We start from the raw sequence: 23,276 nt of genomic DNA, 5'->3' as shown, positions 1-23,276 counted from the left end.
AACTTGCCATTAAGCATGTATCTATCTTCATATTTGATATCCCCTGCGAGAGCACCCTGCGAAGAGACCTGCGAAGAGCCGGTTAAGTAGCAAGATTCGAAGAAAAACCACGACCCAAGTCTGTTCACTACCCTACCGACTCCAATACACAACAAAATACGACTCTCCGACGAGGTAACAACTCTTGCCGCATATAATACTAAAGAGCAGCTTGGAAGATGCTGTACACTTGCTCTACTGGCAGCTAGTTAGACACACCAAGGAGTTATAGAGCTATGCTAAACGGTAGGAACGTATCCCTAGTTATGCCGTGTCGTAACGAAGCCTCGTTCCTCGCTGATTTCATCAGCGAAATCCCAGACTTCTTTGACGAGATAATCTGCGTCAGCAATAAATCCACAGATAACACCGTAGAAGTTGGACAGCAGGTGGAAAAAACAACGCCTCGCTTTAAGCTCTTGCAGGATGATCGAACTGCCGATGGCATTGGATATGGCTATGCCTACATGACTGGCATCAAGGCAGCCTCCGGCGATGTCATTGTATGCGCGGATTCTGATGGCACTTACCCAATCGAGGATGTGCCACAGCTATGGCAAACCATGCAGAGCAGCGGTATATCGTTTGCATCATGCACGCGTTACCCTGACAAAAACATACCTTTCGCGCTTCAACTTGGCGTTCGAGCACTCAACATCGAAATTCGACTTCTTTACGGCTTGCACATCCATGACTCCTTGTCAGGAATGTGGGTTTTCACCAAAGATGTGGTAGATTCTCTTCACCTGACTGAAGGTGATTGGAACCTTTCTCCCCAAATCAAACTAAACGCATACGAAGCACTCCATACGCAGTTTAAGGAATTAAAGGTTGTCCAAAAAATCAGATATGGGGAGACGAAACAGAATTATCTGAAAACGGGGCTCAGACACATGTTGTGGATTGCCCGGAATAGATTCATCAAACGAAAAGATATTCAGCCTTGGGACTGAGATGGACAGTCGCCTCACACCGCGTTAAGCCGTCAAAGCAATAACGCTACAAACGCCCGTTCCACAACTTCGGCAACCGTCTTGTGCGCGACTCCATCAACGGACTGTTCGGCGCGCACGTCACCGACATCATGACCGGCTACCGTGCCTTCAACTTCACGTTCGTCAAGACTTACCCGGTGCTTTCACGCGGCTTCGAAATCGAAACCGAGATGACCATCCACTCGCTCAACAACAATCTGCGCCTCTACGAGATGCCGATTCAGTACCGCGACCGGCCCGAAGGCTCGGTCTCCAAACTCAACACCGTGGGCGACGGCATCAAGGTGATGAGCACCATCTTCCGCATGATCCGCGAATACAAGCCGCTGCCCTTCTTCGGCGGGCTCGGCCTGATCATCGGCATCATCGGCGTCGTGCTGTGCGGGCTGGTCACCGCCGAATTCGTCGGCACTGGCATGGTCGCCCACTTCCCCACACTGATCGGTGCCATCATGCTCGTCATCGTCGGTCTGCTGCTTATCGTCACCGGCATCATCCTCGACGTCATCGCCAAAAACGACCGCAAGACCTTCGTGGTGGACGCCAACAAGTTCGCATATCTAAAGCGGCACTGAGGCAAGCGCTGCAGAACACTCAGCGAAACAGCATTGTGGGGAGCACGCGTTCCGAGCGCACTTCCCACAATGCATAGCTAATCCGCCAGCCCCAGCTCTCCCTGTACAGGAGGTAGTTCCGGAGGATTACACGCAACGATATCGGTCTGTCCAGATTCACGAGCTTTACGCACCGTGGCGATGAACTTGTCATCCCATGTGTAGACATGCGTGGCATGCGCGTAATGAGCACTGGCAAGAATCGCGGCATCCCCCGGACATAAGTCCTGCACTGCCGGCGTTTCGCTGAACCACCCGGCAGCATTCGCCGTCAAATCAACCATGAACAAGTCGCTGTCACGGCACCACTGCAGCAGTTGCCTTTTATGGCACCGTTCTTCTGAACGGGATTGCCCGGCTCTGCCGGAACGAACGATAAAGTTGCTGGACAGTTCAATCATCACCATTGACGGCAACAATAGCTCCAATTTGCCGGCAATGCCATCATTGAGCAGACGCTTGGAACGGGGCAGATACGATGGGTCAGTGGTAGGTATCCGCCACACCGAGCGTCACATTGACGATGACGTTCGTATCCACCACGGCACGCTTCGGATAGTTCTGCGAAGTATCACTACCGTTCATCGTTCCGCTCCCGTCGTAGCATCGTCGACATCACTGTCACGCAGTGCAGATACGAAATCGACGGAGCCAAGTCCACCAGTGAAATCCATACCAATTGTGCCTTCAAGGTTCTCCGCAGTAACAAGCGCATGGTGCTTGGCCGGCGTGATTTCTATTTCCTCAGCCTCCATAGACAGCAGCACTCCGTCACTGACACGTGCAAAGCCTCGTATATCGACTTCCATACCCATTTGGATTTGCTGGACAACCGAATCCAATTCCGTTCCGAACTTCGCGTCGACACGGTTCTGAGTGACACAATCAACAAGACCAAGAGTACGATGCGTGGGCTGCAAAATAATCTTATCCACTCTACCTCGCACATGGCCGAACGAACGACGCGCGCTGCGAACCAATAGCCTACTGACATTCGCCATCAGCACAGGAGTAAAAACACCTTCCACATCACGCGAGACAACAGTGATATCCGCTCCGGTTTCCTTGATCAAATCACTCATCGGCGACCAAATCCCGCCGAACCGGGAAATCTCCTCTCGGTTTGCATCGTTTTCCGTAACTCTAGTGGCCATATTCGTGAAATCATTCAAAGCACCAAATGCCCGTTCCGCATTCTCGTCAACCACTGTCGGCCTAGCCGCAAGAGCAATACTGTGCAACTCCACACTGGAAACGCGCCAATCGGACGCATCCGCCGCAGACAACACCTTGCTGAATACGGACACCGCCTGATTCAGCGTCCTCGGAGTTACGCGTTCCCGAGCGCAATCCAGCTCGAATCTGAAATCATCGCTGCTCATGGCGTACCTCCTCCCTACTCACATGGCATCAGCTTATAAGGGCTCCGCGAAAACGAACGAGAACTGATCGGGCGTCATCGCTGTCATCGCTGTCCCCAGTGTACGCGACAACAAGCCAATTCAGCCATGGAATGGCGTGGAACGGCTCCCCCAAACCCGCCCACGTCATTCCAGGGCTTCGCGAAACACTTAATCCGCTACTTCACCACCCACTTCTGCGCGTCGGTGTCGTTGCCGGCGTACAACTGCACGTTCGCGGCGTTCGCCGTGGAACCGCCGGACACGTCCAGCACGGCGGAGGATTTCTTCGCGGATGCGATCTTGTACGTGCCGTTGGGGATGCTGATCGCCGTCTGATTGCGCACATCGATCGCAGCCTGATACGTCTTGTACCCGAACGCGTTCAGATCCACGCTCCCGCTGATGCCGTTGATCCGACTCAAGACAATAACGAACCCACGATCTCCCATCCGACGGCTCCCGAGCCCATCAACGAATTGCAATGCTCGAAGTACTCAGGTTCCGTTGACTGCCCTCCGCAGACGACGAGGTAGCGCTTCGCCCTTGTACGGGCATGACGCCGCGCGTTACGACCATGCCGTGGAACAGCTTTCCTGTCTTTTCTGCGGCTCACTTGGAATCACCGCCCCCCGATGATTCTGGCGAACAAGGAGTGGAACGCCGGCTTCGGGATGGCACCATACACGCCATTGAGATAGTTCCTGCCGACATTCTCTTCCCTGCGCACCTTCAGATCAGTCACCGGGTACAGCTCGGACGCTCCGTCCTTGCTCTTCTCCACCAACCACACCTGGTCGGGATCGATGAGACGATCAGCGGAACCAGTAGCGGCAAAATCTACATGGAATCCAAACACCGGCCACGCTACCACATCGAAACCACACTATAGGAGGCCGGGGGCAGCAGGACGGCAAGCGCGGGCAGGGCGCAATCGGCCGGTGAAGTGCGAACCCGGCCTGGTCATTGGCATCCTCGCAGCTCATGTCGTCATTCACCGTTGACATTGCATGTGCTCTGCGCAGAATCAACATACGTTGGTTGAGGTTGTCGGAATGTATCGGCTGTCATCCATATCAACAAGCTTAATGAGGCCTTCCCCAACCGACTTGCCGTCCGGTCGGGTTGGCGGAGTTGGCTTGCTAGGTCACTGCCGGATACCTTCACGGGCGTAAGCCTTGAACCGTTAGGAAGGTGTAGTCCACTGGCCGGGCGAAACCGCTGGAATGCGGAAGGCCGTGTCACCATCACGTGAAGACGGGATGGATTGCCTCGCAGATGGCGTGAGACCCTGGGAGGGGATGGAAGCCAACTTCCATCCCCTCCTCTTCGTATCAGAGGAGATCATGGTGGTATCATACCGGCGCTTGGATTGCATTCATTGCATGATGCAATCCAAGCATGAACCATCTTGCCGAACGTCTGCGAGACAATGTGACAGCCGTACTTGCACCGCTCATGTCCCATCACTCCATGTCAAGGAATGCAAAGCACAAACGTGCACCCTATCGGATGGAAGCGTCTTCTTATCTTCTCACCTTATCTTCTCACCGATGAAAAGATATATCTCATCATGAAAAGATAATGATGAGATAATGATGAGATACTGACAAGATACCGGCAAGATTGCAGCAAGCATAGCCAGCGGAATGATGTCGAAAGCGCTGCTCGAGAGCACGACGACTCACGCGGAAGCAAATACCAAGCAAATAACATTTCGGCGGAATTCCAACGATTCTGAGGAATCATACCCCAAACATGCAGTTACGAAGCAAATAGCAACAATCAAGCGGACGAGCATCAGGCAGAGGCATCATCAGCGTCGTGCTGTGCGGGCTGGTCACGGCGGAATTCGTCGGCACCGGCATGGTCGCGCACTTCCCCACACTGATCGGTGCCATCATGCTCGTCATCGTCGGTCTGCTGCTCATCGTCACCGGCATCATCCTCGACGTCATCGCCAAAAACAACCGCAAGGCCTTCGTAACGAAAACCAACAAATACGCATATCTGAAGCACCCCTGAAGCAGACAACCTTGAGGATTGCCACTTCCAAAACGCCTACAGTACATCAAACCAGGATTCAACATAATTGGCATCATCGCGGCTCATGTCGTTATTCATCGTTGACACTGCTGTGCTTTCAATATATCCTTGTTCATTTTCGTTCATTTTCAGTATACTGATGCTAATTCAATGAAGAATTAGCATCATTTCATTGATGAATGAGGAGAGGTACCATGACTCGTCATCCCGCCATTATCAATTATTCCAAACGTGCCGGGCTACACATCCGGCTCGCCACCATTGCGATTGTGCTGCTCATCGGATTAACACTGAGCGGCTGCTCCGAATCACCGAGAATCACGGTTCCTGACGTCACTGGAAAAGCCCTGTCTGAAGCACACGACATCTTGCGAGATCAAGGTTTTAGCAACATAACGTCAGTAGACAAAGACGGCAAAGATGCAGATGAAAAAGAGTGGATAGTCCTTTCGCAGGATCCCCAAGCCGGCGATTCGACCAGCGCGAGCACCACAATCACCTTGACAATCAGCAAAGATGTTTGAGCCTTCGCCAGTTTGTGTGGTGGGGTGTTGAGCCTCGGCGTTGTGGCCGGGGCTTTTGTGTATGCGGGTATGGAAGGGGCGTTCGCCTGTTAGGTTTGTTTCCGCCAAGAAATAGAACCGAAGAACAGAGGAACGCCTGTGCCCACCATATCAGCCGGCGCGCTCAAGCGCATGCTGCATCTGCCCGCCAACGTCGTGATCGGCACGCCCCGCATCGAACGGGATCGCACCGGCCGTGAGACCGTCGTCGTCCCGGTCCGCCCGTATGCGAGGGACACGGGCCGGTGCGCCGAATGCGGCGGGCATGGCCGGCCGTATGACCGTCTGCCCACGCGACGATGGCGGCATCTCGACATCGGCTGCGCGAGGCTTTTCCTGGAGTACGCGCCTCGGCGCGTGGCCTGCGCCGGGCATGGCGTGACGGTCGCGATGGTGCCGTGGGCGAGACGCAAGAGCGCGTACACGTATGACTTCGAGCAACAGGTCGCGTGGCTGAGCGTGCACGCGCCGCGCAGCGCCGTGTCGGCCCTGACTCGCGTCGACTGGAAGAGCGTGGGGCCGATCTGCCGGCGCGTGGCCGACGACCTGCGCGCCGAACAGGGCGCCGGCCTGTTCGACCATCTGCGTTCCATCGGCGTGGACGAGACCAGCTACCGGAAGGGCCACAAGTACATGACCGTGGTCATCGACCACGACCGCGGGCGCGTGGTCTGGATGCACCCGGGGCACGGGGAGAAGGTCTTCGACCTGTTCTTCCAGCAGCTGACGCCGGCCCAGCGCGCATCCATCCAGGTGATCACCGGCGACGGGGCGCGGTGGATCGACGAGTGCGCGTTCCGCTGGTGCCCGCAGGCCGAACGCATCCTCGACGGGTTCCACATCGTGTCCTGGGCGACCGACGCGCTCGACAAGGTCCGAACCGCCGCATGGCGCGAGGCCAGAAAGACCGGCACGACCCGGAAAGGCGCCAAGGACCCGATCAAGGGCGCCAGATGGGCGCTGCTGAAGAACGAGGGCGACCTGACCGCCGGCCAGAAGGCCCAATTGGAGTGCGTGGCGAACACCAACGAGACCCTCTGGGAGGCGTACAAGCTCAAGGAACGCCTCAGGATGATCCTCAAGCAGACGGCGGACGAGGCCGCGCCCATGCTGCGCCAATGGGCCGCGGACGCGTTCCTGTCCGGCATCCCGGGATTCGTCCCGCTCGGCGAGAAGATCGCCAGACGCCACTTCGACATCCTCACAACCATCCGTTCCGGACTGTCCAACGCCAGGCTCGAGGCCATCAACAACAAGATCAAGACCACCATCAAGATCGGCTACGGCTACCGCAACCTCGACAACCTCATCAGCCTCGTCATGCTCAAATGCGGAGGACTTGACCTCCAACTCCCCGGACGCCAATAACCAGAAGGCCGGACCAGTGCTCCACACCCACACAAACACCCGAAGAGCCAGATGTTTCACGAATCGCTAACATTGCCGAAAAAGGCCTTTCTCTATCGGATGCAAAGAAAGCCCTCAAGGACGCCGGCTTCACCGAAGAAGATTACGAGGTAAAAAGCGACACCGGCAAAATGGTCCTTATGGCATCCAACTGGATCATCCAATCAGTAACCGATGGAGACAAGCCCATCATCAACGTGCGTAAGGAAAGCGACATCAAAGCGGAAGAAGCTAAGAAAAAGGCCGAGGAAGAGTCCAAAAAGAAGGAAGAAGAAGCCGCCCGGCAAGCTGCCGAAGAAGAAGCCGCGAAGAAAGCCGCAGATGAGGAGCAGGCAAGGAAACAAGCCGAGGCCGCTGCGGCTGAAGCCCAGCGCCAAGCAGAAGAGCAAGCTCGTCAACAAGCACTGCAACAGCAGCAGGCCCAGCAGAACGTGTATTACGCTAATTGCGATGCAGCACGAGCCGCCGGCGCAGCCCCGCTATATCAAAGTCAGCCCGGATACTCCACCAAGCTTGACCGGGATCGAGATGGCATAGCCTGTGAGTAAACGACAGCATGAGAGTAATCGTCAGGGTCCAACAGGCATTACCTGACGATGAACCGCCCAACAGGAATATCGGCAGTCATTGTCCCGGAAGCGCAGAAATCATCTCGGACTCGCTACAGGGACAGGTTTTCTCGTCCCTGTAGCCCCGAACGGCCGTTTTGCGGCTACAGGGACAACGCCGGCACGGCAATGCCATCGGCACCTCGGAACCCGGTCGCAGGAAACGGCGGAATTCCGCGGTTTTCGACTACCCGCCCACGTCGACGGCCGGCACACAGGCCGCACTCAGTGCCATCAATCCGTCCCTGAAGCGCAAAACATGCGAAAAACCGCTACCGGGACACGAAATCCCGCCCCTGTAGGCGCGTCAATCGATCGACACCTCCACAGGGACAGGAAACACCGCCACGAACGCGCAAAACCACCACAAATGCACCAGCGTGGCACAGACCATGACGACACATGGCGTGGCGCCAACATTCCAGCAAGCTCTCTCCACTCCACCGACTCTCACAGGAAACAAGCAGACATCGGATTTGCGAATATTTCGTTTAATGACTATGATGGATGAGTTCAAGCATCCATTGCAGGAGCTGATGGCTCGGGAACGGGAAGGAATGACTATGGGGACGCGAAGCATCGCCAAGGATTCTGCGACATATATGCCGAATGTGGATGACCGTAAGCAGCTTCTGGATATCAGGGAGGCGCTGTCCAGCCTTCCGGAGGACCCCGCCAAGACCGTCGACAGCCGGTTCGCCGAGATGGCGGCGCAGCCCGACTTTCCCGTAGCGACACTCAAAGTGCCCGGCAGGCCGGCCCGTCCCCTGACTCCTGAGTTGGCGAACGCCCTGCTGCAGGTGGCCGATCAGCTTGCGCGCGGCAAGGCCGTGTTCGTCGCTCCGTACGACACGCAGCTGACCACCCAGGACGCGGCCGATTTCCTCGGAGTGTCCCGTCCGACGTTGGTGAAACTGCTGGAACAGGGGAAGATTCCGTTCGAGAAAGTCGGCCGCCACCGCCGAGTGCTGCTCGCCGACCTGCAGAGGTACGCCGAGACGCGCCATCAAGAGAATCTGGCCGTTTTCGACGGCATCGCCGCGGACGAGAACCCGCAGGCGACGCTCGACAACCCCCTTATCTCATGAGCCCGCAGGCATCCGCGGATAAGGAGTTCCCGAGCCATGAGTTTCCCAGTCTTCTTTGACACCTGCGTTCTCTACGGTGAAATCGTCAACGATTTGATTCTCCGTCTTGCCGAAGAACGATTCTTCACACCTTACTGGTCTTCCGGAGTGCTCACGGAACTTCGAAAGAACCTATCCATCCGCGTCGGAGAAGAACGCGCCGTACGACGCATCACCGCAATGACCCGCGCCTTCCCAGACGCCACAGTGACCGGCTACGAGAGTCTTATCGAAGACATGATCTGCGACGAGAAGGACCGCCATGTGCTCGCCGCGGCCGACCATTCCCTCGCACAGACTCTCGTCACCTTCAACCTCAAGGATTTCCCCGAATCATCCACTTCCTCGTTGGACATCGATATCAAGCACCCGGATGTTTTCCTCCTCGACGTGTTCGACCTTGACCCGGGGCGTGTCGCACAAGTCGGCTATACCGCATTGCGAAGCTACAAGGAATACCCCCAGACGCCCGAAGACTACGCGCACATGCTCCAGAGGTCGGGTTTACCGCAATTCGCCCAGCAAATCTACCCCGCCCTCGCCGCGCTTGACGAACAAGACTGACAGCCCACGCTCGAACTACCAGACCGGCAAGGTCTGCTACGAGCGCGGCGAATGCGAAGTCGACGAATACGTCGGCACAATATCACCATGGAGCCCAAACACCGGCAAGATACCGCAAGCTTGCAGCAAACGTAGCCAGCGGAATGATGCCGACAGCGCCGCTCGAGAGCATGACGACTCACGCGGAAGCAAATACCAGGCAAATAACATTTTGGCGGAATTCCAACGATTCCGAGGAATCATACCCCAAAAATGCAGTTACGAAGCAAATACAAGCGGCCGAGCGGATGGACTGGGCAAGACGAACACCAAACCGTTGTCCCGGAAGCGCGGAAAACGCCCCGGACTCGCTACAGGGACAGGTTTTCTCGTCCCCGTAGCCCCGAATGGCCGTTTTGCGGTTACAGGGACAACTCCGGCACGACAATGCCACCGGCATTTCGAAACTCGGTCGCAGGAAACGGCGGAATACCGCGGTTTTCGACGAGCCACCCACTTCAAAGACCGGCACACAGGCCGCACACAGGGGCATCAATCCGTCCCTGAAACACAAAACATGCGAAAAACCGCTACCGGGACACGAAATCCCGCCCCTGTAGGCACGTCAATCGATCGACCCTCCCACAGGGACACGAAACACCGCCACGCGAGCGCAAAACCACCACAAATGCGCCAGCGTGGCACAACCCACGACAACAGCTCACGACGAAACACACGCGACGTCAAATCACGCGGAAGCAAATACCAGGCAAATAACATTTTGGCGGAATTCCAACGATTTCAAGGAATCACACCCCCCAAAATGCAGTTACGAAGCAAATAAAAACAGCCGAGCGGACGAGCATCAGGCACGGATACCGGCCAGCGTAAAGCCTGTGCCTCTTCATGCACGTACATCATCGCGGGACTTCAACCGAACAAAGGCACCTTTCCCAATAGGAAATCCTCCAACGGCGTCTCATATGAGCCCACGACCATGGTGGCGGTTCCGGGGTACTCGGCGCAGAAGGCATCCAGACCATCAAGTCTGCGGATGCGCCCGCTCTTAACCTCGATGGCAGTACGTCTTTGGCCGCTGGACACCACAAAATCGACCTCGCGATTGTATTTGTCGCGCCACCAATTGACTTCGAATCCCTCTTGCACAGAACGCCGGAGCAAGTAGGCGCCGACCGCGCTTTCGACAAGATGCCCGCGCCGGTTCGCATCAGAGAGCAACAAATCTCTGTCGGGGCCATAAGACGCCGTCATCAAGGCAGTATCATGCACAGCCAGACGCGGCGATGATGCACGCTTGCGCACGGTTTTGTCACTGTATTTCTGAATGCCGGTAAGCAATCCCGCGTCAGAAAGCACATTCAAATAATGAGCAATAGTGGTAGTATTCCCCGCATCATCAAGCTGCCCCATGATTTTGCGGTATGACAGTTCCTGTGCGGAATACGCAGATCCGAGAGAGAATAGGGCGCACATAAGAGCCGGCTTGGTAATACGTTCCAAACCGATTACATCGTTGAGAACGCTGGGATTGATAATGGAGTCGGTCATATACGCCAGCCAACGTTCCTTATCACCGCGCAATGGCAACGCACCTGGGTAACCACCAAAGAACAGGTAGTCCTCCAATCCCATGTCAAACGCGTCGCGGCATTCGGCATAGTCCCATTGCTGCGAATGCAACAGTTCAAATCTGCCAGTCAAGGATTCCCTAAGCCCTTTTTGCAACAACAACGCCGAAGAGCCCGTAAGCACCACGAGCAGATTCGTGTCGTTATCGGTATCCTCGTCCCACAAAGCCTTAACTACAGAAGACCATTGGGGAATCATCTGAATCTCATCAATGACAAGTATGAATGGATCTTCAGATCGCGCCGCGAGCAGTCTGGCCTGGTCCCATTCACGGCGCAGCCATTCGCGTGGCATGGTGAGATCCTGAGACGCCCGCGCGAATCGATGTTCAAGTCTCACTTTTTTCAAGGCCTGACGCACAGCCGTGGTTTTTCCTGTTTGTCGCGGCCCAACGACAACCTGAATGAATCGACGAGGCTCATTAAGGCGCCCTATGAGACGCTGCACCAGTGATCTCTCGTATTGAATCATGCCCAACCTTTCAAAAACCGCTCTACAGAGCCATTGTACATCTCTGTCAGAAAAATGCTCAGTTGTTGAGTATTTTTACTCAACAACTGAGCAAAAATACTCAACGACATTACCGCTGTCTTCAATAGCACCAATAGGCGCATAGCCGCGTCGTTCCCGACCGCGCTTTCGAAGCCGGGAGGCGAAGGCCGAGATGCCAAAAGATGGGCGGATATTAGACTGATGCATATGCATGCAGCAGAGGAAATAGCGTCCGCAGCAGCAGCATCCGCAGCAGCACGCTCGACGGCGGACCACTCAAGCGGACCCTCCCACCCACTGCAATCATGGCGGACATGGCTGCGCCGATACTGGTTCATCGCGTTGCCGTTGCCGGTGTATCTGGCTTGCCTGGCACACGTATGGCCGGGATTCAATACGAACGACTCCACTTGGCAGCGAGCGCAATTCGCCGGCGGCCAGTACAGCAAACACCACTCGCTGCTGGACACCTACGTCTTCCAAGGCCTGCTCGGACGCAACGACCTCGGCACCACGAATCTCATCCAATCGATTGTGCTGGCGTCGTGCATCATCGCCACGTTGGCGCTGCTGACCCGGCATCTGAGCCGCAGATGGATCGCGGCGCTCACTCTCGCGTACGCCCTGTATCCGCTGTTCCCGCTGTACGCCACAATCCGCACCAAAGACACGGTAGCGGCCGGATTCACGCTGCTGCTTGCAGTGGCGCTGTATGAACTCATCGCGTCGAGCGGGAGCGGCGGGAGAATCGGCGAGAGCAGCGGGCGCGGCGGGGGCGGCGGGAGAATCGGCGGGCGCGGATGCCGCGGTAACCACAACCCGGCGGACGGGACCGTCGGACCAGATGCAGCAGGTACTGCAGATGGCACGTATACGACGTCGCCAACAGCCGGCACTTCATGCTTCGAACACTCGGCCGGGTCCCCTGCCGAGGCCACAGCCGGGTCTTCAACCGGCACCCGCCAGCGTCTGCGCGCACACGCGTCCCGCATCACTTCACCACTGCTTAATAGCCCTTGGTTCATCGCCGCAGTGGCGGTACTGCTGTTCATCTGCAACGAATACCGCAAGAACAACATCCTGTTCGTGCTGGCGGTGCTGGTTTTCCTGGCGATTCGATACCGCGCGCAATGGAAGCGCGTCGTAGCACTGATCGCAGCATTCGCGATGCTCACTGCCGCGTGGGGCTCGTTCGAGGACTACGGACTCAAGGCCGAACCGTCCGAGACCACCGAGATGCTGGGCGTTCCGTTGCAGCAGATCGGATACATCTACCACGAAAACCAGAACGGCAATCCGCAGAATCTGCCCGAGTCCGCCGACCGGTACTTCACCTCCTTCCGATCGGCGGATGACTGGGCGAAGAACTATCAACCCCTGATCGCCGACCAGGAGAAGCTGTTCGAACTGAGCAACGATGATCTTCCTGAGTTCCTGTCAAACTGGGCGTCATTGTGCTTCTCGAACTTCGGCTCATGCGTGAACGCATACTGGCAGTTCGAGGGTTCGCTGGTCAATCCGCTGATGGTGGCGAACGACCAATACCTCTATGCCTCGGGCATCACGCATACCGCGCCCGAAGTGCTCGCCGAGTCGCCGATGGGGCTGGTGCCGCATTATCTGCTGAACGTGGCGCTGCTGGATTGGTGGCTGGTTGCACTGGCGATTATGGCGGTGCGTCGCGGGCGGGCCCAGCTCTTGTCGCTGTTTCTGATTCCGGTCGGAATCGTGCTGTCCATCATGGTCGCGGCGCTGAACGTCGAACTGCGCGTGCTGCTTGCGGTGTTCCTCTGCGCACCGATGCTCACCGCCGTGTGCCTTGGGGACCAAGATGCGGGCCGATTGGGCGATCCGAGCTGCCGGGATGAGCCGACCGTGCGGGATTCAGCACGGGAACAGGAATCATTCGACGAAGGCCACGACCTCTCGAAGGCTGATTGATTCACCGACACAGCAGACCACACTCAGCGACTCGACACCGATTAAGGGCTGCATCCGAGGCACCTGATGGAATCCCGGCTGCGCTGCGTCCGATTTCAACTGCCGGATTCCATCTGAATTCTGTCACGGAAGCGAATAGTGGCTTAAAGCGCGATTCCGCGTACTTCGCGCTTGCTTCGTGCCACGCGAGTGCAAAACCGTCGAGAATACACCAGCGTGGCAACGCGAACACGGGAACATCACCGAACCATCGAAACCACACGCCGAGAAACGACGAAATTCTGCGGTTTTATGTGAGCACTCACAGCGGCGGCGCGCCCGCAACACCACAGGCGTGCCACGCGAGTGCAAAACAACCACGAATGCGCCAGCGTGGCAGGTTTTCTTGTCCCTGTAGCCCGGAACGACCCTTTTGGAGCTACAGGGACAACGTCTGCACAGGAACGCCGTTGACACCCCGAAACTACACATTACAAAACGGCGGAATTCCGCGGTTTTCAGCACCACGCCCGCATCGAAGGACTGCGCGCAGGGCGCACACAGGACCACCAATCTGTCCCGGAAACGTAAAACGAGCGAAAATCCGCTACAGGGACACGAATTCTTGCCCCTGTAAGCACGTCAATCGATTGACATCTCCACAGAGACACGAATCGCTGTCCCAGAAACGCAAAACCCGAGATAATCCGCTACAGGGACACGAACGCCTGTCCCTGTAAGCAAATCAATCGATTGACACCTCCACAGGGACATGCATTATTGTCTCCGAAACGCGAAATCGGAGAAAACCCACTACAGAAGACACCAATACTCGCCTCTGTAAACACGTCAATCGATTGACACCGACACAGAGACACGAACCATTGTCCCTGAAACGCAAAACGGGCGAAAACCGCTACAGGGACGCGAACGCCAGCCATGAACTCTGCCGATAAGACCTCGCTAAACGTACACTGAGCAGCTCTCAGTGTACGTTTAGCGAGATATGGGCCCGTAAGACCACAGCAAACGTACTGCTACGACGACAAACCTGGGCAACAAACCCTATTAACGGCCATCATCGTAGTTGTTGCGTTGCACCAACAATCTCAGTCAGCTACAACCTGCGCTGCCCGTGCTTACGCCGGGCGGCGGCGATGACCGCGGCACCGACGCAGCCCAAAGCGGTGACGGCACTAACAACGGCACCGGGGATGAGTCCGGGCGTGATGAAGCGCATGTCGATGGTATTGTGCCCTGGCTGTACGGGAATCACGGTGGCCGCGCCGCCGAACGCTGGCTGGGCCGCAACCTTTACGCCATTGACAGTGACCTTCCAGCCCTTGCTGTAAGGAGTGGTGACGAGCAGCGACTGTGCGGCCGCACCGGATTCAGCTTCCACAGACGAACCGGAGTCGGAGCCCACACCCGAACCGGAGCCCGCGCCCGAGGAAGAGCCCACACCCGAACCGGAGTCGGAGCCCGAGGAGGAACCCGCGCCCGAGGAAGAACCCGAACCCGAGGAGGAACCCGAACTGGAGCCCGAATGAGTGCTCGCGCTCGAATCAGCAGAACCGGCATCCGTGTCCCCGGCAACGCCCACACCGGTGTCAGTACTGTCACTCGATTCCACGTCACCGGCAGCACCATCCTCCGCCTCGAAGGTACCGCGGATGCGGTCGTCCTCGAATTGCTCGATATTAAGCGGGTTCTGCGCGAGCTGTCGGGTGATCGACTGCACCTCGCTCATGTCCAATACCGCGAACATGCAGGTGGCGGCGGGTTGGTCGCCGGTCACCGGAGCTCCGGTCGGCGACGAGAGGGTCACCGTGTGGGTGCCGCCGGCATACTCGGCCGTGCCCACGCCGACGCTTCCACCCCGCGAAGCACCGGTATCACCCGACTGGACATCGGCGCCCTCCGAATCAGCTGTCCCATGGCTGGCGTCCCCTTGGTCGGCCGCCTCGCGCTCGGTATCGCCCTGATTGCTCGCTGACTCACCATTGCCAGCAGTATCAGTCTCGGCACCGGCATCGGCTTCAACGTCGCCAGCCACCCCAGACGTCTCCCCCGCCAGCGGATGCAAGGCGTGCTCGAAACGGTTGTTTTCAGTGATCACCGCTCCACCGTCGATGCTCAGACCGAAGTCCACGGTGGCCTGCGTGGACACATACACGTAGCCGACCGAGCCCTCGGGCACTTGGATGGTCCACGTACGTGTGCCATCCGGATTGTCAGCGGCCTTGGCCTCGACCTGCTTGAACGGGGAAACCGCATGTCCCACCAGCGCGGAAGCGAACGCGTTCTGGTTCTCGAACGGGTCGCCCGACTTGGGCATCGCGCTGCCGGCCACGCTTGCCGGCACGCCATACGCCAGAGGAAGGGCGTTCGGATTGCGATACACCGCTTCAGCGCCCACGCCGGCGGCATCCAAGACGCGCGTCATGCCAAGGTATTGCGAGCGCCCGCTCACGGACTGCGCGGACGAGCCGGACGCATTCCGGGACGAATCTGACGAGCCGGCATCGTCCGAGGCAGCACCGTCAGAAGCAGCACCGTCAGAAGCAGCATCGTCAGAAGCAGCATCGTCCGAGGCAGCACCGTCAGAATCTGTATCCCCCGAACCGGCAACATCTCCACTCAATCCGCTGAGCGACACGTATTTCACGCCGAGCAGCGAATCGCTGAGCAGGCTGGGCGCGGCGTAACGGGTGAGATTCTCGTCGGTCTGGCTGTAGCCGAGCGCGGCGAGGAAGTCCACGGCCGCCGCGCTGTTGGCGGACGAGTATATGGACAGCTGTCTGAATCCGGAGGCCATGCCCTCGTTCAGCGCTCCCAGATTGGCGCGAGTGTAGTTCTTCTCGAACCGGTACACGCCGTCGTCCAGTTCGGCGAGGCGCTGGGCCTGTGCGCGCGAGTTCGCGGCATAGGCGGTCGCATGGGCCTGCGGATAATCTCGATACACGACGGAGAAAGTGTGATTGGCTGCGATGATGAACTCGGGGATGGTGATGACGACGATAAGCGCGGTCAGCGCGCGCGCCCAACCAGTGCCGATGCCGATACCGTTGCGAAGACCCGCGCCAGAGCTGATGCCGATACCGGCAACACCGCCATCAGCGCCTGTAACCGCAGCCGCGCCCGCGATGCTGGGTTGCGTTACAGGCCCCACAACGCCGCCGCGCGAATCCCGCTTCCACGGCAATCGCCCGGCAAACAGCTCGCGGCACGCGGCCGAGGCGAGCAACACCATCAGAAACACAGCATAGATGGCCGGACGCGAATAGAATCCTTTCGGATATCGCAGACCGCACCACAGCATTTCCAGAGGAATCAGCCATGTGGAGGCGAGTGTAAACACCAGAATGACCGCCGCGGTTTTGCGCACGGACAGCGCAATCGACGGCAGCACAAAGAACACAACAGTGAGCACGGTCACAGCGAATCCGGCGAACAATTGCGGAATCTGCTCTTCCTGCCATGCGGTAGGGGTGAAGCCGAGTAGCAGTCCCTTCAGGTCCGTACGCGTGCCGAGGTCCCAGATATGGGCGAGCGCTGGAATGCGCGCGAGCGCAATCGCCAGAACCGCGCTGCCGGCAGCGAACAGCGCCACGCATATGCGCCATGCCACCGTGTGCGCGTATGCGTCCACCAAGCCAAACGATGCGTCTCCATCGTGACGGGCGGCGCTGCCGGCCGCCGCACCGGAATCCGACGCTGTGGCTGCAGGCGTCGTTTCGGTTGTCGCAGCCATCTCGCCGACGCCAATACGATCGCGGTCCGCAACCCCCGAAGCCCCCGAAGCCCCCGCAACATCCGCGCGCCGCGCACGCCCGCGCACCACGGCCAACGCAATCGCCGCGATGATCGCCAATACCACCAAAACTCCGGAGACCAGCAGTACCGGCAGGAATCGCCCCACGAGGCCTTGGGCGAGCTGCTGCGCCTGCGCCACATAGCCGCGCACGCGCGACGACATCGCACCCTGGCTGGCGGATTGCGCCTGAATGGTCGGCAGGAACGTCCACATGCTCAGGAGCAGGGCGAGCACTCCGCAGCCGGCCATGCCCAATACCTTGCGCCAGAGGTTGTTGTCGCGGAATCGCGTGCCGGTGCGGGCGGCGAGCGTCATCTGCTCGAGGACGGCGTAGAAGACGAGGAAGAAGATGGTCATGTAGGCCGTGTACCAGCAGATGATCACTGATGCGGCGAGCAGGGCGACGAGCAGCCGCCAGCGTCCATGGTTGATGAACCGGTAGGCGGCCCAGCAGATGAGCGGCAGCAGGATGAGGTTGTCAAGCCACATGGGGCTGCGCAGGTTGCTCGCCGTCCATGTGCCGAATACCACGGCGAGACCGAACATGGCTGCGATGGGTCCGTTGAGCTGGAATCGGCGACGCAGGAAGAACACCATGCTCATTTCGGCCAGTCCGAGCTTCACCGCGACGATCAGCCAGATGAACAGCACGATATGCGCGTCGTCGAAGAACACGACGAACAGGTTCAACGGGCTCGCCAGATAGAAGCTGTACAGTCCCCATGTGCCCACGCCCATGCCCTGCGCGAAGGAGAACATCAGGTTCCCGCCCTGCCCCAGCAGGAGGGAGCGGAACCAGACGAAGAAATCGACGTACTGGTAGCGCAGATCGCCGGAGAGGAACGATTCACCGCCGAACGGGTAGACGCCGCGGATCGCACACAGCAATGCAAGCAGCGCGATGGGCAACGCGAAGCAAGCCAGATACCCCATGACGCCGGGAAGCGTTCGACTGGCGCGTATGGGTACCGATGCATTGCTGGAAGACATGTGGCTTATTATAGTGTGGCTGGTTCTGCGAGCTGAGGAGTGAATAATGAGTGACGCTGATGTTCGCACGTTGACGATCATGATTCCCTGCTACAACGAACAGGAGTCGTTGCCGGTACTGTTCGACCGCATGGACAGGCTCATCGCCAACGCACCTGAGCGTCTGCGGTACACGCTCCTGTTTGTGGACGACGGTTCCAAGGACGACACCCGTCCGCTCATCCGCGAATACGCTTCCCGGCATCCCGATGATGTGGACTATCTGTTTCTCTCACGCAATTTTGGCAAGGAAAAAGCCATGTATGCGGGCATCATGCACACGCATACCGATGGATTGGTCATCATCGACGCCGATCTGCAGGATCCGCCGGAGCTCATTCCCGAAATGGCCGAACTCTGGTTCCAGGGATACGAGGACGTGTATGCCCGCCGGCGCAGCCGCGAGGGTGAAAGCTGGCTCAAGAAGGCCACGAGCCGCTGGTATTACAGTCTGCTGCAGAAAATCTCCGGTGTGGAGATTCAGCGGGATACCGGCGACTTCCGACTGCTCGACCGCAAATGCATCGAAGCTCTGCAGCGGCTCGACGAGTCCGAGCGCAATTCCAAGGCGCTGTTCAGCTGGATCGGGTTCAAGAAGATCGAATTCCTGTACGATCGCGACAAGCGCGTCGCCGGCACCACCAAATGGAGCTACCCGAAGCTCTTCCATCTGGCGATGGACGGCATCACCAGCTTCACCATCGCGCCGTTGAAAATCGCCACCTGGGCGGGCTCCCTTATCTCGGCCGCCGCATTCCTCTACGCACTGTTCCTCATCTTCCGCACGCTGATTTCCGGCGTTGACGTGCCCGGATACGCCTCGACGATGGTCGTCATGCTGTTCCTCGGCGGCGTGCAGCTCCTCTGTCTAGGCATCATCGGCGAGTATCTCGGCCGCGTCTTCATGCAGACCAAGCACCGCCCCAACTACCTCATCGAGGAAAGCCATCTGGGCAATCCAGACGGCGAGAGCCTCGATGACAAGAGCCCGAACCGCCGGCATTGGCCGGAATCGGAATAGCGGATTAACTGATGGCTTGTAATTGGTTGAGTGTATTCTGGCTCCCCTTGTCAGGGGAGCTGGCCCGCGAAGCGGGACTGAGGGGTAGTGAATTCATTGACGTATTTCTGACGCAGGATACTAGCGGACTGTCTCATAATTGGTTAAGTGGTGCTGGTCCCTCTGACGACTACCCCTCAGTCGGCTACGCCGACAGCTCCCCTGACAAGGGGAGCCATACAAGCCGGTATTGGCCTCCTCTGACGAGGGGGCCAATATCACTCGACGAATTTCTGACGCGGCATACTAACGCGCTGGGCAGTTGAGTTGGTAGAGGGCCCAGTCGGCGGCGTAGTCACCGTAGGTGGTGAGGTCGAGGGTGGCGACTGGCTTCAGGGCGCCGGATTCCACGTATTTGGCGATGAGCGCGGCATCATGGAACTGGTTGAACTGCGCCTTGAACTGGAACTCGAGGCTTGGCGCCTGCGGGCCCATCGAGAGGAAATACGTGGGCTGACTCGGGTTGATACCGCAGGCGTTGCCGAGCATCGTGGCGCTGTCGCCGGAGGCGAAATCGCGTTCCACCTGGCCGAAAATCTGACCATGGATGGTGTCTTGCGGGTTATACACCGGATACAGCATGTTCGCGTTGAACAAGGCGGTGGCATACATGGAGCCGTTGAGCGGGTCGGAGATGATCAGCGCATCCGTGCCCGTCACACCAACCATGCGCTTGAGTGCGTCGAACTTGGCGGTGGTGAGCTGCTCGTTGGGGTCGGATTTCTCCAACGACGCGGCATTCGTCAGCGATTCGACCATCATGGCCTTGACCGGGTTGACGGTCTGCGCGCCGATCAGCACCGCAACCATCAGCGATGCGCAAATCGCGGACACTGCGCGGGAAGCCACTACCCGTGCGGTCATCGCGCTGCCGGTCACCGCGTGGGAAGCCACCGCGCTGGGAGTCTCTGCGCTGACGACCACGGTACGGCCAGCCTCCGCGCTGGCGGCCATCGCACTGCCACCCCTCACGGAGTCATCGCCCGCATTCCGCACACGAATCACCCATCGATCAAGGCAGGCGCCGGCGAAGGCGATCAATGGGAGGATACCCAGCGGCAGCATCGTCATCGTGCGCACTTCGTTGCGATACCAGACGGCGGTCACGACATTCGGAATCGCACCGGTAAGCGTAGCGCCGCATTCGAACACGAACAGCACGAATCCGAACGCCAGCAGCAGCGCCAGCGCATCCTTGCCGAGGGCGACGTCAGGCCGATCGGCAGCACCGAGCCCGCGGACCACCTTCGAACGCGGAACGAAAGGAACAAGGTTCATGACCACCGCCGCAATCGCCGCCACGATCGCAAAAACCAGCAGCGCTATCATCGCCCGACCAGCCACTGTCGGCACATTAAAGGAAATCAGTCCCTTGGCCGGATCTCCGGTCACCATGCCATCGCTGAACGCATAGGTGAGCGAGGTGGGCAGGGTCATGGCGGGCTTGTGTGTATGGAACCACTGCTCGGGGTGGAAGTAGCGTGAATTCTTGTAGATGTTCACCGCGAAGATGAAGAATCCCACTGCGCACACGGCGAGCCCGGCGAACACCGCCGCAATCAGCTTCCACGGCAGACGCACCAGCACGAACGGCAGCATGACGAGGATGTAGGTGAACATCATCTTCGGCTGTGCGCCCGCGACCACCACGAAGGCGAGCAGCGTGAGCAGTCCGGTCTTGAGCAGCCGCTCATTCCGCTCATTCCGCTCTGCGCGCGTGTCCGTGATCGCGTCCATGAAATGCAACGTGGCCAGCATCAGGAACGGTAGCAGATTGCTTGCGAAGCCGTAGCTCAGCAGCGGACCGGCATAGAGCATCTGATAGGGATTGGCACCGGAGCTCACCGCCAACACCGGCACGGCAAACGCCAGCATGCAGCGCGTAACCACCGACGCGCGGCGGAAGAAATACCGGCACAGCAACAGCATGCCCAGCGGCCAGAGCAGTCCGGCACCAAGAATCCACACGCAGTTGACCGCATCCATCACGGCCATGCTGCCGGTGAACGCAGGAATGCCGAGCGCCCCGCCAATCGCCACCAGCAGCGCGGCGCACACATGGAACAGCGGCGGATAGAACCCATCGTTGGACTGCAAGGTGAGCAGCACCGAGGGGCCATGGTTGAGCAGCTTGCGGACGAAGTAATAATGCGCTGGAGCGTCGATGCCCTGAATCGGCGTGCCCCACAAGGCGCTTGGGAACCACGCCACCACAATGCAGAACGCGGCGATTACACCGGCGAGTCCGGCCAGCACCGGCAGCACACGAATCGGCCTGCCAGCGCCAGCCTGAGACTGCATCCCATCAGGAGCAGCAATCGCGGACAATGGCGAACGCACCGTCATCAGTACTTCACGCCACAGTAGGTGACTTCGATGTACCGCGCCGCGAGACCGATGTACTGTCCGGTGACCTGACTCTTGATAGCACCTGTCTCCGCGTCGATGATGCCGCCGGTCGCCGCGTCGATGATGGTGCCGTCGGCCATCTTGTAGGTGTCGGTGGCGGCGTCATAGGTGGAGCCGTCGGACGTATCCGAACCGGACGTATCGGCGGTGCCGGAGTCGGTCGAAGTACCAGCATCGGTCGAAGTACCGGTGTCAGTCGAGGAGCCGGTGTCGGCGGCATCAGAGCCGGCATCGGAACCGTTCGCGGAATCGGTCGACTCGGTTGACGTAGTCTCTTCCACCAGCGGCTTGTCTTCGCGCAGCTTCTTCCACACGTCCTCCGCGCCGTCGGCCAGCTGGCTGCGGTTGGGATCATAGATGTATTCGGTGATCGGAATCGTCTGCGAATACAGGCGATTCATATCGAAGTCCTTCATGCTGGCGGCAAGACCGGCGAGCGTGGCGGCATCGGCCAGTCCCTGGCTCATCTGCACCGACTTCAATGCGGCCTTGGCCAGCTGATAGAGCTGGCCAGACTGGGTCACCATGTTCTTCGACAGCACGGTATTGATCACACGCCTGATGAGATACTGCTGGCGGGTGGTGCGCATGGTGTCCGAACCGTCGGTGCCCGCACCGTGGCGCATGCGCGCGAACTGGGTGGCGGTCTGGCCATCGAGGTGATGCATGCCACGGCCCAGCTCGATGCCGGTGTAGCCGTCGCGCGTGTATGTCGGGATGCAGATGTCCACACCGCCGATGGCGTCGATCATATTGGACAGGCCGCTGAAATCAACCACCATGAACTGTTGGATGTTCAATCCGCTGAGATAGTTGACTTCGGCCACCGTGCAGCTCGCCGCTGAAGCGATATCGCCGCCCTGGGCATACGCGTTGGGGAAGATGGAGTTGAACATCACCTCGGACTGGGCGTACATCGTGCCGTTCGACGTCTCGCAGCCCGGCGTGGTCACTATCAGATCACGAGGGACGGAGACCAGATCGACGAACTTGCGGTCCGCCGAGATGTGCAGGATCATCGTGGTATCGGCGTTGTGCAGAGAGGCCAGGTCGGCGTCATCGCCACCCACCGCCGCATTGCCGTCGCCATCGCGCGTATCCTGGCCAATCAGCAGAATATCGATCGCGCTCTTGGCATATGGGTCCACCGGCAGACTTTCGGTCTTCTTGCCGCTGGCAGTTTTCTGGGGCAGAAGGTCGACGCCCTGCTGCTCCACCGTATTGCTGAGGTCCGCCCACGTCACCCCGGCGAATGTGCCGAAGAACGCCAGAACGGCGAGCACCACCAGAGACGTGACCTTGGCTCCAGTGCGGCTCACGCGGTATGCGCCGGTATGGTGCGGACCCTGCACCCTCTGCCAGCCCAGATTCGGGACCGGTCTGCTGCCATGCGCACTGCGTCTTGCCATAACCATTGCCTTCCTTTTCGCGGGGCGCGCGGTTGCTGCAGACGCAGTAATCCGACGACGACCAACGGACCGGCTGCATTACGGACGGCTAGCGTCTGCCGGAATCCCATATTCCGACGCCCAGCCGCCCACCGACCCCGAACGAAGC

The 23,276-nt window shown here is 58.6% G+C and carries 15 protein-coding genes and 3 pseudogenes; 10 read left to right on the top strand and 8 right to left on the bottom strand.

The genetic code is table 11. The features are described from left to right. The first annotated feature begins 275 nt into the window (after nucleotides 1-275). Nucleotides 276-992 carry a glycosyltransferase family 2 protein gene (locus tag BW09_RS06835; protein ID WP_140464098.1) on the top strand — a complete coding sequence of 239 codons (717 nt, stop codon included), beginning with the start codon at nucleotides 276-278 and terminating at the stop codon, nucleotides 990-992. Between the two features lie 50 nt (nucleotides 993-1,042). Continuing rightward, nucleotides 1,043-1,609, top strand: a pseudogene (locus tag BW09_RS06830) (glycosyl transferase); the annotation flags it as partial. A 77-nt stretch (nucleotides 1,610-1,686) separates the two neighbouring features. On the opposite strand, the gene BW09_RS06825 reads toward BW09_RS06830, so the two are convergent. The 4 genes from BW09_RS06825 to BW09_RS06810 form a co-directional block, all read right to left on the bottom strand. Further along, nucleotides 1,687-2,055, bottom strand: a complete 369-nt coding sequence (locus BW09_RS06825) for a hypothetical protein (protein WP_375137568.1) — start codon at nucleotides 2,053-2,055, stop codon at nucleotides 1,687-1,689. Between the two features lie 174 nt (nucleotides 2,056-2,229). Continuing rightward, the gene (locus BW09_RS06820; RefSeq protein ID WP_140464093.1) at nucleotides 2,230-3,030 is read right to left on the bottom strand and encodes a hypothetical protein; all 801 of its coding nucleotides are present in this window, start codon (nucleotides 3,028-3,030) and stop codon (nucleotides 2,230-2,232) included. 197 nt (nucleotides 3,031-3,227) lie between these two features. Continuing rightward, nucleotides 3,228-3,473 carry an RICIN domain-containing protein gene (locus BW09_RS06815; protein WP_181162089.1) on the bottom strand — a complete coding sequence of 82 codons (246 nt, stop codon included), beginning with the start codon at nucleotides 3,471-3,473 and terminating at the stop codon, nucleotides 3,228-3,230. A gap of 197 nt (nucleotides 3,474-3,670) precedes the next feature. After that, nucleotides 3,671-3,922: an ATP/GTP-binding protein gene (locus BW09_RS06810; protein ID WP_140464089.1), complete on the bottom strand. Its 252-nt coding sequence runs from the start codon at nucleotides 3,920-3,922 to the stop codon at nucleotides 3,671-3,673. Between the two features lie 935 nt (nucleotides 3,923-4,857). On the opposite strand from BW09_RS06810, the pseudogene BW09_RS06805 reads away from it, so the two are divergent. From BW09_RS06805 to BW09_RS06780, 6 genes and pseudogenes are all read left to right on the top strand, one after another. Then, a pseudogene (locus BW09_RS06805) lies at nucleotides 4,858-5,073 on the top strand (glycosyl transferase); the annotation flags it as partial. 215 nt (nucleotides 5,074-5,288) lie between these two features. Then, on the top strand, nucleotides 5,289-5,618 hold the full coding sequence (locus BW09_RS06800; RefSeq protein WP_181161715.1) for a PASTA domain-containing protein: 330 nt from the start codon (nucleotides 5,289-5,291) through the stop codon (nucleotides 5,616-5,618). A 138-nt stretch (nucleotides 5,619-5,756) separates the two neighbouring features. Beyond that, nucleotides 5,757-7,025, top strand: a complete 1,269-nt coding sequence (locus BW09_RS06795; protein ID WP_140464818.1) for an ISL3 family transposase — start codon at nucleotides 5,757-5,759, stop codon at nucleotides 7,023-7,025. 467 nt (nucleotides 7,026-7,492) lie between these two features. Further along, nucleotides 7,493-7,612 (top strand): annotated as a pseudogene (locus BW09_RS11155) (excalibur calcium-binding domain-containing protein); the annotation flags it as partial. A gap of 623 nt (nucleotides 7,613-8,235) precedes the next feature. Beyond that, nucleotides 8,236-8,760 carry a helix-turn-helix domain-containing protein gene (locus tag BW09_RS06785; protein WP_140463061.1) on the top strand — a complete coding sequence of 175 codons (525 nt, stop codon included), beginning with the start codon at nucleotides 8,236-8,238 and terminating at the stop codon, nucleotides 8,758-8,760. A 36-nt stretch (nucleotides 8,761-8,796) separates the two neighbouring features. Further along, a complete protein-coding gene (locus BW09_RS06780) occupies nucleotides 8,797-9,363 on the top strand; it encodes a PIN domain-containing protein (protein ID WP_140463059.1) in 567 nt (188 codons plus the stop codon). Nucleotides 9,364-10,272: 909 nt separating this feature from the next. On the opposite strand, the gene BW09_RS06775 is transcribed toward BW09_RS06780, so the two are convergent. Continuing rightward, nucleotides 10,273-11,463 (bottom strand): ATP-binding protein, encoded by a 1,191-nt coding sequence (locus tag BW09_RS06775; RefSeq protein WP_140463057.1) that lies wholly within the window; start codon nucleotides 11,461-11,463, stop codon nucleotides 10,273-10,275. A 228-nt stretch (nucleotides 11,464-11,691) separates the two neighbouring features. On the opposite strand from BW09_RS06775, the gene BW09_RS10935 reads away from it, so the two are divergent. Continuing rightward, on the top strand, nucleotides 11,692-13,425 hold the full coding sequence (locus BW09_RS10935; RefSeq protein ID WP_181161714.1) for a DUF6020 family protein: 1,734 nt from the start codon (nucleotides 11,692-11,694) through the stop codon (nucleotides 13,423-13,425). A gap of 1,096 nt (nucleotides 13,426-14,521) precedes the next feature. On the opposite strand, the gene BW09_RS06760 is transcribed toward BW09_RS10935, so the two are convergent. Continuing rightward, nucleotides 14,522-18,211 carry a YfhO family protein gene (locus BW09_RS06760; protein ID WP_181161713.1) on the bottom strand — a complete coding sequence of 1,230 codons (3,690 nt, stop codon included), beginning with the start codon at nucleotides 18,209-18,211 and terminating at the stop codon, nucleotides 14,522-14,524. 46 nt (nucleotides 18,212-18,257) lie between these two features. On the opposite strand from BW09_RS06760, the gene BW09_RS06755 reads away from it, so the two are divergent. After that, entirely contained in the window at nucleotides 18,258-19,271 is a 1,014-nt protein-coding gene (locus BW09_RS06755) for a glycosyltransferase family 2 protein (protein WP_140463048.1), read from the top strand. A gap of 285 nt (nucleotides 19,272-19,556) precedes the next feature. On the opposite strand, the gene BW09_RS06750 is transcribed toward BW09_RS06755, so the two are convergent. After that, nucleotides 19,557-21,656, bottom strand: coding sequence for a DUF6541 family protein (locus BW09_RS06750; RefSeq protein ID WP_140463046.1), 2,100 nt, complete (start codon nucleotides 21,654-21,656; stop codon nucleotides 19,557-19,559). Then, entirely contained in the window at nucleotides 21,656-23,128 is a 1,473-nt protein-coding gene (locus BW09_RS06745) for an LCP family protein (protein ID WP_181161712.1), read from the bottom strand. Before BW09_RS06745 ends, BW09_RS06750 begins: the two co-directional genes overlap by 1 nt. Nucleotides 23,129-23,276: the final 148 nt, after the last annotated feature.

Origin of the sequence: Bifidobacterium sp. UTCIF-1 (assembly GCF_006408915.1) — a bacterium.
Classification (GTDB): domain Bacteria; phylum Actinomycetota; class Actinomycetes; order Actinomycetales; family Bifidobacteriaceae; genus Bifidobacterium; species Bifidobacterium reuteri.
The sequence above is the reverse complement of the archived record's forward strand: the minus strand, read 5'-3'. Positions and strand labels throughout refer to the sequence as shown.

Excerpts from the sequence above, each read along its gene's own strand:
- BW09_RS06835 (WP_140464098.1), top strand. The coding sequence starts at position 276 with ATGCTAAACGGTAGGAACGTATCCCTAGTTATGCCGTGTCGTAACGAA.
- BW09_RS06825 (WP_375137568.1), bottom strand. The coding sequence starts at position 2,055 with ATGGTGATGATTGAACTGTCCAGCAACTTTATCGTTCGTTCCGGCAGA.
- BW09_RS06820 (WP_140464093.1), bottom strand. The coding sequence starts at position 3,030 with ATGAGCAGCGATGATTTCAGATTCGAGCTGGATTGCGCTCGGGAACGC.
- BW09_RS06800 (WP_181161715.1), top strand. The coding sequence starts at position 5,289 with ATGACTCGTCATCCCGCCATTATCAATTATTCCAAACGTGCCGGGCTA.
- BW09_RS06785 (WP_140463061.1), top strand. The coding sequence starts at position 8,236 with ATGGGGACGCGAAGCATCGCCAAGGATTCTGCGACATATATGCCGAAT.
- BW09_RS06780 (WP_140463059.1), top strand. The coding sequence starts at position 8,797 with ATGAGTTTCCCAGTCTTCTTTGACACCTGCGTTCTCTACGGTGAAATC.
- BW09_RS06775 (WP_140463057.1), bottom strand. The coding sequence starts at position 11,463 with ATGATTCAATACGAGAGATCACTGGTGCAGCGTCTCATAGGGCGCCTT.
- BW09_RS10935 (WP_181161714.1), top strand. The coding sequence starts at position 11,692 with ATGCATGCAGCAGAGGAAATAGCGTCCGCAGCAGCAGCATCCGCAGCA.
- BW09_RS06760 (WP_181161713.1), bottom strand. The coding sequence starts at position 18,211 with ATGTCTTCCAGCAATGCATCGGTACCCATACGCGCCAGTCGAACGCTT.
- BW09_RS06755 (WP_140463048.1), top strand. The coding sequence starts at position 18,258 with ATGAGTGACGCTGATGTTCGCACGTTGACGATCATGATTCCCTGCTAC.
- BW09_RS06750 (WP_140463046.1), bottom strand. The coding sequence starts at position 21,656 with ATGACGGTGCGTTCGCCATTGTCCGCGATTGCTGCTCCTGATGGGATG.
- BW09_RS06745 (WP_181161712.1), bottom strand. The coding sequence starts at position 23,128 with ATGGCAAGACGCAGTGCGCATGGCAGCAGACCGGTCCCGAATCTGGGC.